This is a genomic window from Enterobacter cloacae complex sp. IR5402 (assembly GCF_049238125.1).
Lineage (GTDB): Bacteria > Pseudomonadota > Gammaproteobacteria > Enterobacterales > Enterobacteriaceae > Enterobacter > Enterobacter hormaechei_C.
In genome coordinates this window covers 94748-105845 of the sequence record NZ_JBMKHO010000014.1, presented here as the reverse complement: position 1 = coordinate 105845, position 11098 = coordinate 94748, and the positions used below count along the sequence as shown (strand labels likewise).

Sequence of the window (11098 nt, the reverse complement as noted above, 5' to 3'; positions counted from 1 at the left end):
TCCACACACCGGATTGACAGGAAAGTACGCCACCACTGGCATCACGGCTTATCAGCCCATTCGGATAACAGGCTATACCTGCAACGTTTACCTGACCCAGTTGCAAAACACCGCCAGCTGAAAGGTTGCCTGTTGCTTTAACTGTGGCACCAGAGACCTCGTTTGTTGCCGTAATATTGCGTCCGGCGCTGATGTCACTGTCAGCACGGACTGTAGCTCCTTTTACCTGTGCTCCCGCTGTAATATTCTGGGAAAAAATACCATTTAAACCACTCACATTTCCGCTGAATGTTCCTGTCTTACCATTAATGGTACCGACGCTGTTCAGATTATTTCCCCCCATGTCTATTGCTGTGTGCATTTTATTCAGGTCGGGGCGGCCATTAACCTGAAAACGGTACAACCTGTCGTTATCCTCCTGTGCACCAGATAACTCATCTGTTGAGAGGAGCACGACGATATGTCCATTTCCGGAAGTAGCTCCGTAGCTACTCAGCGGGATTTTCCAAGTCCGCAAGGCACCGGTGGCAGTTTTACCGTCATCGATGTATCCTCCGAATCCGGTTTTGATGTCCCTCGATATCAGCCTCAATGCTTTGGCCGGATATACACTTCCACCGCTTGATACCACCATTCCCTGCAACAATTCCGTGTTTTGCCCGTTTCTGACCAGGTACGTGTTCATACGCTGACCCAGGCTGTTTGTTTCGGTAAAACCGGACGGCAGAAAACCGGTATTTTTAAGCATGGCTGTGGTGATCACTGTCGGCGCGGTAGTGCTGGTTGCACTTAACAGCGTGGCATAGTTTCGCCCGACGTAGCCACGCGCAGCTGCTGCGTAGGTACTGATATGGGCTGCTTCAACCTGCCAGTTTTTCTCCTGTTGCCAGTCCTTGTATTTAGTGAGTCCAAAGACGGCCATTGCCATCACAACAAGGAGCGACAGAGCGACATCAAGATTTGCCCAGCCACGATCATGCTTTTTCATAGAATCGATATCCATACAGGTTGATACAGAAGAGTGAGCTGGAAAATACTCCCGCTAAGACAAAGCCAGGGTCCCAGCGGTCCCTCTTTTTTCCCCGATACATTCCAGGTTAGCAGCCAGAGAACAAAGGCTGCTGCTCCAAACAGAGTGACCAGTGCAGCATCTTTCCCACCCATCCAGGCAGTCAGGCCAGTTATCAGCCATAAATCCCCCTGACCCAGACGCTGAGTGCCCCGGTTTACCAGGACACTCAGTAGTGCCATCAGACTGACTGTTGCTGCGATCTCCGCCAGTTGTGTAGATATACTTTCAACTGAAACGTCTGATGCTGCTCCCCAGAGCAATCCCCCAAGTAACAGCCGTACTGTGAAGGTTCGTGGCAGATATCCACTGACTGCGTCTGTGCTCCCGGCCTGAAGAAGGAAGGCCATCATCACTATGGCAGCTGCCCGATCAGCAACAGGAACCGGTGCAAGGGCAGCGATCATACTGAAAGTAGCGAAGAACCAAATCCCTGCCGTCAAGGTTGTTTTCTGTTCCTTAACGTTTATCGGGTGCTCCTCCAGAAATTCGAGCACGCGGCACATCAGGACTCTGCCAATGATTGCGAACCCCAGTAGTAACGGCAGACTCCATGCTGTCGTCAGACTCGTAACTATGATGGTTCGCATATTCGCTTTCCTTTCACCTGTCGACAGACTCGAAGACCTTTCAGCTCCAGATAGAACCCCCAGATACGGTTGGCATATTGCTCACGGGTTTCGTGCCGATCCTTACGGAATCCAGCGTTGTAAGACCCGAGGCAATTCCAGGTCACACCACATACCTGAAAGTGGCTGGCCAGGATCCACGCCCCTATCTGAATGTTCAGACAGGGGCGCTTCAGCAGGTCTTCTGCCCCCTGGATGACACCCATCCGGACGAGCTTAGGAACATGGGTTGAGTTAATCTGCATCAACCCATAGTCCGTGCTGACCGGATTACCCTTTTTATCCCGGTTGGTGTTTGTGACCCATGGACGGAACGAAGACTCCCCTTTGGCCACTGCCTTAAGCAGCAGTGGCTCGATCTGGTATCGGGCACCGGCATTGTTAAAGCAGGCATCAAAAGTCGCAGGCGGGGAGTTCGTGCTGGCCATCAATGGGCCGGAGGAAAAGGACAGAATGAGCAGCGTCATTACCAGGCGGCAGGAGAGAATGCGTTCTCTCCGCATGTTGTCTCCTTAGCTGTTCATCGTGAAGATCAGCTTGTTGGTACCTGTGCTGCCATTGTCAGCTGTGCATTGCGCGCTGGCTTCTTCAGTTGTCACAACCCCATCACTGTGCGCCGTGGAGTTGATGGTGATCGCATCAGCAATTTTGGCGCGACTGAGTGCTGTGACGAGCGAGACGCAGGCACCCTGAGGAACCATTTCGTAGGTCAAAGAGAATCCATTTGAGAACCCGGAGACTGTGACAGGTGACAGTGTCACGGCTCCACCCCATCCATTATAAAGCGTGGCGGTGCCGGAAGAGGGGGTACCACGTACAGTCATACTTTTAGGCTGAAGTTTCATCTGGATAAGCGAGCCCATCATTTTGGCACCGGAAGTGAATGTGTATCCATCTCCTCCTTTCATCATGTTCTGGGTGCTTGTGATGAGCGACTGAATGTTCGACGACTCCTTACCTACGTTGACGTTATTTTTGAGGGCGAAGTATCCCGCCAGGACGATCCCGATGACGACCAGTACGATTAGCGCGATGCTGCCCTGCTCCAGGAAGCCCCAGCCGCGGTGTTGCGAAAGCGCCTTAGTTGGTTTGTATGGCTGAGAAGTTGGTTCAGAATTAAATTGCATGATGTTTCCTCATTTAAAAAGAGCCCGACGAGCTGTTAAGGGCATTAATATCCATAACGACAAGGACCAGAAGCAGAAGCATCAGGATCATTGCCAGGAACATGAGTCCGCGGATTACAACAGCGCGCTTTGCTACGCGCTCCAGGGTTTGTTCAAGCCAGCGCTGTCCGTAGTTAATGATGATTTCATCGTCTCCATCACCCTGCAAAAGGGAGAGGAAGTTGGCCGCTTCCTGCGACGGAAAATCGTAACCACAGTCCTTCAGGGCCAGTCCGAAATGTTTACCTTCACGCACATGTTCGGTAATCGCATCAATACGCACAGCAAGCCAGGGGGATGCCGTTTCCAGCAGGATCTCCAGCGCGTCTTTGGTTCTTACGCCGGACTGTAGCAGTGCACCGATATTCAACAGGAAGGTCGCGCCCTGAATATCCTTATAAACCGACCATGGCATCAGCCCGTCGAATATACGACGAAGCCTGTCAGGGCGATGCCAGCGCGGGAGTGACCAGACCGTCCAGATAATTAAAGCGGTGGCGGCGATGCCGGTTATCACTCCATACTCACTGAAATACACTGAGATCCCGTAAAGAAACCCTAGCGCCCCGGTCCAGTTCTCTGGCGGGCTGATTTCTGTCAGCGTAGGAAGTAGTTCGGCATTCAGTACATAGATGGAACTGGACAACATGATGGCAAAACCAATCGGATAGATGGCCATCTGCCATACAGCTGCGCGAATACGCTTACCCGCGTGGGTCAGGGCACAGGCGTATCTTAGTGAGCGTGGAAGTGACTCACTGCGTATGCCGGCGCTTATAACGGAAGCTTCTGCGGCAGGTAGCCACCGGGTGAGGGTGCGCTCCAGCGTTTTTTCGCCGCTGTTTTCCCTTAACGCATCAATACAGTCGTCCGTCAGCTCAACGTAGGGATGCCAGTTCTGGCCGAAGTTCGTCCATGCATTGCGCATTTTCTCCAGTGAAGGCTTTAGTTTCTGTCGGTTTTCAATCAGAAACCGCAGCGCATCATAGAACTGAACACGATACTGACCGCTGAACGTCTTACGGACCAGGTTATATCGGAGTCGTTTCAGGAAGTGCATTTCACGCATCATCCACCTCCAGACGTTCATCTTCATCGAGTGGAATGATCCGGTTGGCCATCAGCGGGTCGACCAGCCCCTCGTTGATTTTATGCAGAACGTGCCGGACACGGCTGATCCCCTGCATGTTGTTTATCCAGAACTGGCGAGCCGCAACCTTGCCGTCAGTTTTCAGCAGCTTAAAAAGACGGTTATTGGTCTCGATAACCTCGGCAATGACGGTACGTCCCCTGATACCCTGACCGACTTTGCCACGCACCTGGCCGTTGATCTCCACTACCTGTGTGCATGCTTCACACCCGTCCGGGTTATGGAAATAGAGCCTGTCGGTCGAGCAGACGCCTTCAATATTGCAGTATTTCTCCAGCCAGTTCTTTTCCTCGTCACTTAAGGTGTTGACCTTATCCTGCCAGGATATACGGCATTCCGGACATAGTGTGGGTACCAGACGCTGACTGATTAATCCGATTAAAAGCTGGGCATCACACAACAGATTTTCGTTAACACCGAGCGTAACCATACGCTCCGGGATGCCGAGTGCTGAGTTTGTGTGCAGGGTTGTCATCACCAGGTGTCCGGTCTGGGCGGCATAAATGGTGGCCAGCATCGAGACAAGGTCACGCATTTCACCCTCCATAATGGCGTCCGGATCCAGTCGCAGCGCTGACGAGATAGCTTTTCCCCAGGCGATACGTACTGCTTCCTCATCTGATTTGTCGCAGATGATTGGCGTCTGAACAGCTCCCACGACCTGCCCCTCAAGTGGGTCTTCGATGGTCAGAAGGTGTTGCCCGGGGTTGGTATCCAGATATTCACGGCAGGCGGTACGGAGCGTGGTGGATTTACCGGAACCAGTTGGCCCCGAGAGGATGATCTTACCTTCAGGTCGGTCAATCATGCGTTTAAGCAGCTTGATTTGTTCGGGTAGATAACCCAGTTGCAGGAAGTCAGGTACGTTGTTACCGTCATCCGGAATAAGTCGCATAACCGCAATCAGCCCATCGCCAGTTGGGCGGTGACTGTAGCGGGCACCAAACAGACCTATTTTCCGCATCATTGCCGGGGAGAGTCGTGCATCCTGTTCCCGGTGTGGGTAGAAGCTGGTTTCTGACACATCCGACATCGAGAGAATACAGGTGGCACAGAGGGATATACCTTCCTCCCGCCGACGTTCATCCACCACATGCAAATAGCCGTGGACGCGCATTTTGACCTGGAAGAGTGAATCTGAAATGAGAAAGTGAATATCTGAGGAACCGAGCTTTTTGGCCACTGAAAAATAGTTCAGGATCCGTTGTTCACTTTGGCTGCTGTCTCCATCCAGGTCTGCCAGAGTTAATCCTGTCTTATCGCTGGCCTGAGGTTGAGCTTCCTGCTTTTTTCGCGCCTCTCGTAAGTCTGAGAGAGTGACAAACCGATGTTTGATCCCCGGATGTTTGTTCATTAAGTCCATCAGCGCGGCCTGTACACCTGGGTCGACTCGCTGGTTGGTATCAATGAGGATTTCTTTCCTGTCACCGTCATCAAACAGCAGAAGAGATTCTGCAGTAATAGCGCTCATGGTTAGTCCCCAAAGGCAAGCAGTGTGCCATCGCTGAGTGTGACTCCGGCTAAGGTAATGCTTTTGACTGTGCTCTCCATTCCTGGAATACGGCTTCCGGGTGATACGACCAATGACAGTCCTGATTGCAGTTGTAGTGTGGCGCGGAGGTTTTTATCGCGGCCGTTAATCTCCAGCACGACAGGGCGATTACTCACAGTAACCGGACGTGCAGGCTGGCCAGGCAGTGAAGTATCGCCGAAGGAGGCACCGGGAAGAGCGGTGGCAGGAGTGCCGACGCTGGATTGATTTTCCTCAAGCTGGCGCTGCAGTTGCGCGCCCTGAACTTCTGCCTGAAGAATGACGTTTCGGATATGCAGCTGTTCAAGCTGTCCCTTTGTCACACCGGGTATCACGTTCCCTGCTGGCGGTGATACCTGCTGGTTCGTGGACTGAGAGGCCTGAACGGGTAAAGGCCCGAATATTGGCAGCAGGAGCCAGAGTGTCGCCTGCCGAAGAAATTTACTTTGCTGACGCATAAATTTTACCTTCAGTGGTATAGCTGAACGCACTTCCGTTCAGCTCGAATGTTAAACGGGTAAGTCGGATACCAGTTTCATCCAGACCGTCGAATAAGATGATGGCGGGGAGGGGCGCGGAAAAACTAAACGCGTATTCCTGCCAGTCCTGCACAGGAGGCGGTTCTCCGTTCGACCCCGGCAGGACTGGAGGCATGGCTACATCGGTGATGTTGAGTGTGATTTGCTGACGCTGGAACCAGGATAGGATGCGGATGAGCTGCAATGAACTGTCAGGCACTGCTTCATCCCTGAGTGGTCTGTCCGGGGGCGGTAATGAAATTCGGGCTTCCCGCCCCCCCTCCTTAAGATTGAATACTGGCGTGACACCGAAGACTTCCTGACTGCGAGCGAGAAACCCCTCGACTGTGCCACCGGGCATAATCTGGTACAAAAGGGTTATACCGTCAGGAGAACAGGTCCCGGATGCCAGTTTCCAGCTCCCCAGAACATGTAGCGCCGGATCGGTCTTTCTCTGACAATCATCAATCAGAGCCTGGGCTGTTACCTCGCGTGCCCAGGGATGAGGCAAAACCTTAGGTTTTGCCTGACTGGCGAACATTGCGCGCGCCCTGGCCTGTATTTCTTCAGCGGTGAGTACCGGTTCCTCCGGTGGTGTGGCCGTCTGCCACCAGGCAATGGCGCCTGTGCTGAGCAGCAGTATCGCGCAAGCCAGTAACCAGCGCTGCCTCCGGAGTCCATCTACATGCACACGGCATTGCTGTCGCCTGCGTGCAGATAGTCCGGCAAAGAGGCTGTTAGCATCAAGGGGGTTTTCCACTGATGCCAGACAGACCCAGCCTTCTGGGGGCGGTTCGTTCATGCTCAGGAACAGTGTCAGCAGCCCCTGCATTTTGTCCGCACTCCCTGTTTTATCGGCAGTGACGGCAGGCACACCATTAATACTGGCCAGAAACACGAAGTCGGTACTACTCAACCGATAAATGCCGTATCCATTTCGTGTGCTGGCACAGAACGCGAGTGCCAGCGAAAAGAGCTGGTGACGGCGATGACGGACGGGCAATCTGCCACTCCCAGCGACTGATTGCCCTGTGTCCCGTTTATTGAACTGTCCTGTTGAGGTGTGGACGCCGATGCCGTCTGTTCTTCCGGAACGTGATTTTATTGGTTGAAATGGCGGCAGCCGAAATTTTTGTCTTTCCGTTGGCGCCCAGTCCATCCCCGCCAGCCAGTAACGGCTGCGGGATTTTCCATCCCGGATTGTAAACAGGTAATCCTCATCCTTCATTTCAGCCTCCGGAACTTTGCGGGAATGTCGGTGTGATCACGATGACCAGAGTGGTCCGTTCGTTTTTACCTGACTGACTTCCGCCCAGGAGCGGGTTCCCTGGCGTAAAGGTGCCGGATTTATTGACGGAGGTATTGTTCTGATCAAAACCAGTGAGGATCAGCGATTGCCCGGCCCGGAGATTTGCCTTCTGGCTCAGAGAGCGCAGTTTGGTATATGGCATCTCGATGTAAGAGTTCCCGTCTTTTGACGTGAAGTTACGGATGGTCGGTGGATCTGACAGGTTGAAGTTTACCTGTAGCTGAACGTTACCTGTTTCCTGAATCAACGGTAACAGGGTCATGTTGAAACCGGTGGTGATCATCCCAGGCGTCAGCGTTGTGGTGGCGCCGACATCGGTGGTTGTCGTTGTAGCCGACTGCGCTACATAGACCGTCTGATCTGCCATCTGAATAGGCACGGGCGTCAGGTTAGTCACGGTACTGGACTGAGAAGTGACGACGCTGACATCGCCCTGTTCTGACAATGCTTTCAGCAGAAGGCTGGAGCCAGCAAACTTCGCGGCATTACCAGTAGCGGTATCAAGAATGGACGCGCCGGCAGAAATACCACCAGTGAGATCCCCTGTCGCGTTGTTAAGCGTGGCGCCAGCAGAGTGCAGTGACTTGTACACCAGGTTCCAGTCAATCCGGAAATCTTCGTTTCGTGAGTTACCGACGCTCAGGACTTCAACATTCAGGGCTACCTGTCTGTTCATGATGAGATTTTGCTCGTTCACATAACGGGCCACAGCGGCCTGTACTGACGGCGTGTCTGTCACAATCAGTGATGAGCTGGAGGAGGACAGCCAGTAGCGACCTTTGTTCGGGGTCAGCATCGACTCCACAGCTTTTCGCAGATCAGCATACAAATCGTATTCCTGCCCCGTGGTTGTGCTCTGGGAGGTTGTGGATTCGCCGGAGGCGGAGTTATCTGTACCACTGGTGGCTCCCATACTGCTGGTCGTCCCTGAGCTGACGCTCGACGTGCTGGACGTTTTAGTGTTCAGCATGGCCAGCGAATAGGTCCGGGTTTCCATCAGATAGAACACGATAGTTCCATTATCCATTCGCCAGTAGAGACCGCTACGGCTGGCCATCAGATCCAGAAGTCCGCCCAGGTCTCCCTGCCACATCAGTCCGGTAAGGTTCAGGGGCTGGCTGGTTCCTCCAGTCGGCAAAGAAGTTACGCCCCCCAGACTGGCCAGTGGCGTCCGACCGCTGTCATCAGGTGGTGGTAGTGTGCCACTCATCTGGCGTGTGACGCCGGTACTGACGCTGCTCTGGCTGATATCAAGGGCGTCAGGAGTAAAAATAACGGGGGTTCCACACAGCGCGGTGATGCGTTGTGCCAGTTCCTGTAGCGTAATAGTATTTTTTGCCTGGGTGATATTACATGACGGAGCCTGGTGGTTCCGTTCACGAACGGCGACCGGGATAGGACTCGGATTAATCCACTGACGCTCCGTCCAGGTCAGTGGTTGTTGATGTTGTGTTCGCGGGAGCTGTGCCTGTGCGCGGGCTACCGTGGCGTCAGATTGTGCCTTAGTCTGCATTTTGTTGATTTCAGAGAAGGTACAACCTGCGAGCATGGCAAAGCAGGACGCCATCAGCAGGCGCCGCAAAAGGGTTTTCTTCATGGGGGAAATCCGGATTAGTTGAGGTAAACCACAGCGCCTTCAGGAACGCCCTGTGGAGCCGTGAGCCCGGTGGCCAGACCGGAAAGCCAGATTAACTGGCCGCTTCTCATGGTGCCGATGAGTGCCGAACCGCGACTCTGTGCCCGTAAGGCATCAACGAGTCCAGCTTGTTCCGGCATCCAGACCCACAATCTACTCTGAAGTAACCGGTACTGGATCCGGGCGTCGGGAGTAAAGGGAAGACCCAGCTGGTCAACTGGAACTGTGCCATTCGTTTGGCCAGTTTTGTAACGCCAGTCGTTAACGCGGTTGGCGATAGTCAGGATCTGGGAGGCATAAAGCTGGCCGCTCTGCGTCTGTATTGCAGTCCGGCTGGTCTGATTTTGTTGCGAATCTATATCACCGACAATCAGGAAAAATATCATGCTGATTGCCAGTATGACCCAGCCCATCACCGACCTGCCGGAGTGTCTGTGACAGATACCACGCACTGCATGCGGGAAGCTTCAGCATAAAGCGGTTTCTGTGCTGAACGGTAAAGGTCGAACATCTGACCGAGCATGGTTTCAAATGAGCCGCGGAAGGTCAGTGGTGCGTCAAGCCGATAATCCGTCACGGATACTGGCCAGATAACCGTCCAGTGCGATGATGCGCCTGATTCACAGCGGGTATCCTGCGCCCATTTCATCAACATTTCCCGAAGAGTCGTTCCCGATGGCGCCAGCCAGGTTTTACCCTGAACCACAGGTGCGACTGGTTCCCCGGTGGCTGGTTGTGCTTTAACTACCGCTGTTGGTGCCTTCATCGGTTTTGTTGTTACAGAGGATGTGCTGGTTTTAACCGCTGCCGTCGGTATGGGTTGGGTCACCTCCGGTCCGCTGAACGGATTTCTCGGCGCGCCAGACGCCTGTGGCGGCGCAGGGAGGTTTCCAGTGGACAGTGCAGGGACGGTCATCTGAGCGGTTTGCCCCTTTCGCTGCAATGTGACGGCATGACGATCCCAGTCCAGCTGACCCTGGATGGATTGCTCTGTCAGCAGACGGTTGAGCACCCTGGTCCACTGGTCATTGGTGTCGACCGAGACGATACGGGTATTCAGTACAGGTCGCAGGGCATTCTCATAGTTCAGCGTCCAGCCAGTCGGAATGATGCGCCTGACCCACTGTTCGAAAGTGAGGTTACGCACCTGTGATAATGACAGAACGGCAACGGGACCTGGTGTGCCGGTAAATGTGAGTGCCGGCAGCGCTGGATTCATGATGGGGCTCACTGAGCTGACTTGTTTTGCGGAGGAGGCCATCATTGTTGGTTGCGGCAGCGGGGAGGTCTGCGATGTTACCGCTACAGATGTCGGCTGGCGTACGGGAACGGGAGTGGCCGCCGGAGGCGCAATTCGCCGCTGTGTCTGTGTAATGATATCGGCACTATCGCTGATCTGGCCGTCGACAAACACGAGCGCAGGTGTGTCAGGAGCAATGTTACGGTTATTAAATCCCGCGCAACTGCTTAACAGCGACGGTATTAACAGGGGCAGGGCAAGTTTTTTCATGATGATCCCCGGGGTTATTCGGTGGGGTGAACGGTAATACGTGGAAAAGCACAGTTCGCGTCAAAACCGATACCGCTGATCAGAACATCGTCTCCGCGCGCTATCAGAATTTTTTGCTGTTGAGTTATGTAATTTTGCGAGGGCAGGTCTATCCCTTCCTCGGCTGAGCCAGCTGAGAGTTTTGATAATTCGGGATGGCAGGCGTGTCGTACCGCCAGTGAAACGAGTTGTTTGTCATCCCCTGCATCGCTGACGACAGCCCTGACCGTGGTTCCATAAGAGAGAGTGCGGTATTCCTTACTGACGATTTTCCCATCTTCCGTAGTGACCGAATTTACATAGCGTACGCTGTCTGAGTTGTCGAAAGTAACAGGTTGGCTGAGCGGCGCATCCATCCTGAGAGAAACCACTTTTTGGACAGAGGCTGGTTTGCCGTGAGTAATGTCAATACGCTGATCGGGCTGTGAGGATGAGCAGGCGCTCAGGATAAGCGGCAATACGGCAAGGGTAATATGTTTCATGTTTTTTACTCCGGAGTTAGTTGTTAGTGAAATACAGGTATGAAAGGGAGCAGGAAGTG

12 protein-coding genes are annotated in these 11098 nt (G+C 53.5%); all 12 read right to left on the bottom strand.

The window, feature by feature from the left end:
* The coding region (gene pilV, locus ACOTXL_RS19485; protein ID WP_032635085.1) for a shufflon system plasmid conjugative transfer pilus tip adhesin PilV at positions 1-988 on the bottom strand (988 nt) is incomplete at its 3' end.
* Positions 985-1659, bottom strand: a complete 675-nt coding sequence (locus tag ACOTXL_RS19480; protein WP_022649979.1) for a prepilin peptidase — start codon at positions 1657-1659, stop codon at positions 985-987. The genes pilV and ACOTXL_RS19480, both read right to left, overlap by 4 nt.
* The gene (locus ACOTXL_RS19475; protein ID WP_045261878.1) at positions 1644-2126 is read right to left on the bottom strand and encodes a lytic transglycosylase domain-containing protein; all 483 of its coding nucleotides are present in this window, start codon (positions 2124-2126) and stop codon (positions 1644-1646) included. The genes ACOTXL_RS19480 and ACOTXL_RS19475 overlap by 16 nt, the downstream gene beginning before the upstream one ends.
* 84 nt (positions 2127-2210) lie before the next feature.
* The gene (locus tag ACOTXL_RS19470) at positions 2211-2825 is read right to left on the bottom strand and encodes a type 4 pilus major pilin (protein WP_022649977.1); all 615 of its coding nucleotides are present in this window, start codon (positions 2823-2825) and stop codon (positions 2211-2213) included.
* A gap of 13 nt (positions 2826-2838) precedes the next feature.
* The gene (locus ACOTXL_RS19465) at positions 2839-3933 is read right to left on the bottom strand and encodes a type II secretion system F family protein (RefSeq protein ID WP_032623575.1); all 1095 of its coding nucleotides are present in this window, start codon (positions 3931-3933) and stop codon (positions 2839-2841) included.
* On the bottom strand, positions 3926-5485 hold the full coding sequence (locus tag ACOTXL_RS19460; protein ID WP_022649975.1) for a GspE/PulE family protein: 1560 nt from the start codon (positions 5483-5485) through the stop codon (positions 3926-3928). Before ACOTXL_RS19460 ends, ACOTXL_RS19465 begins: the two co-directional genes overlap by 8 nt.
* 2 nt (positions 5486-5487) lie before the next feature.
* Positions 5488-6003 (bottom strand): type IV pilus biogenesis protein PilP, encoded by a 516-nt coding sequence (gene pilP / locus ACOTXL_RS19455; protein ID WP_022649974.1) that lies wholly within the window; start codon positions 6001-6003, stop codon positions 5488-5490.
* Positions 5987-7291, bottom strand: a complete 1305-nt coding sequence (pilO2, locus tag ACOTXL_RS19450) for a type 4b pilus protein PilO2 (protein WP_022649973.1) — start codon at positions 7289-7291, stop codon at positions 5987-5989. Before pilO2 ends, pilP begins: the two co-directional genes overlap by 17 nt.
* 1 nt (position 7292) lies before the next feature.
* Positions 7293-8969, bottom strand: coding sequence for a PilN family type IVB pilus formation outer membrane protein (locus tag ACOTXL_RS19445; RefSeq protein ID WP_022649972.1), 1677 nt, complete (start codon positions 8967-8969; stop codon positions 7293-7295).
* Positions 8970-8983: 14 nt separating this feature from the next.
* Entirely contained in the window at positions 8984-9421 is a 438-nt protein-coding gene (gene pilM, locus ACOTXL_RS19440) for a type IV pilus biogenesis protein PilM (protein ID WP_022649971.1), read from the bottom strand.
* On the bottom strand, positions 9421-10518 hold the full coding sequence (locus tag ACOTXL_RS19435; RefSeq protein ID WP_032623573.1) for a toxin co-regulated pilus biosynthesis Q family protein: 1098 nt from the start codon (positions 10516-10518) through the stop codon (positions 9421-9423). Before ACOTXL_RS19435 ends, pilM begins: the two co-directional genes overlap by 1 nt.
* Positions 10519-10532: 14 nt before the next feature.
* Positions 10533-11039, bottom strand: a complete 507-nt coding sequence (locus tag ACOTXL_RS19430; RefSeq protein WP_022650068.1) for a hypothetical protein — start codon at positions 11037-11039, stop codon at positions 10533-10535.
* Between the last annotated feature and the right edge of the window lie 59 nt (positions 11040-11098).

Excerpts from the sequence above, each read along its gene's own strand:
- ACOTXL_RS19465 (WP_032623575.1), bottom strand. The coding sequence starts at position 3,933 with ATGCGTGAAATGCACTTCCTGAAACGACTCCGATATAACCTGGTCCGT.
- pilM (WP_022649971.1), bottom strand. The coding sequence starts at position 9,421 with ATGGGCTGGGTCATACTGGCAATCAGCATGATATTTTTCCTGATTGTC.
- pilP (WP_022649974.1), bottom strand. The coding sequence starts at position 6,003 with ATGCGTCAGCAAAGTAAATTTCTTCGGCAGGCGACACTCTGGCTCCTG.
- ACOTXL_RS19460 (WP_022649975.1), bottom strand. The coding sequence starts at position 5,485 with ATGAGCGCTATTACTGCAGAATCTCTTCTGCTGTTTGATGACGGTGAC.
- ACOTXL_RS19430 (WP_022650068.1), bottom strand. The coding sequence starts at position 11,039 with ATGAAACATATTACCCTTGCCGTATTGCCGCTTATCCTGAGCGCCTGC.
- ACOTXL_RS19480 (WP_022649979.1), bottom strand. The coding sequence starts at position 1,659 with ATGCGAACCATCATAGTTACGAGTCTGACGACAGCATGGAGTCTGCCG.
- ACOTXL_RS19445 (WP_022649972.1), bottom strand. The coding sequence starts at position 8,969 with ATGAAGAAAACCCTTTTGCGGCGCCTGCTGATGGCGTCCTGCTTTGCC.
- ACOTXL_RS19470 (WP_022649977.1), bottom strand. The coding sequence starts at position 2,825 with ATGCAATTTAATTCTGAACCAACTTCTCAGCCATACAAACCAACTAAG.
- ACOTXL_RS19475 (WP_045261878.1), bottom strand. The coding sequence starts at position 2,126 with ATGGCCAGCACGAACTCCCCGCCTGCGACTTTTGATGCCTGCTTTAAC.
- pilO2 (WP_022649973.1), bottom strand. The coding sequence starts at position 7,291 with ATGAAGGATGAGGATTACCTGTTTACAATCCGGGATGGAAAATCCCGC.
- ACOTXL_RS19435 (WP_032623573.1), bottom strand. The coding sequence starts at position 10,518 with ATGAAAAAACTTGCCCTGCCCCTGTTAATACCGTCGCTGTTAAGCAGT.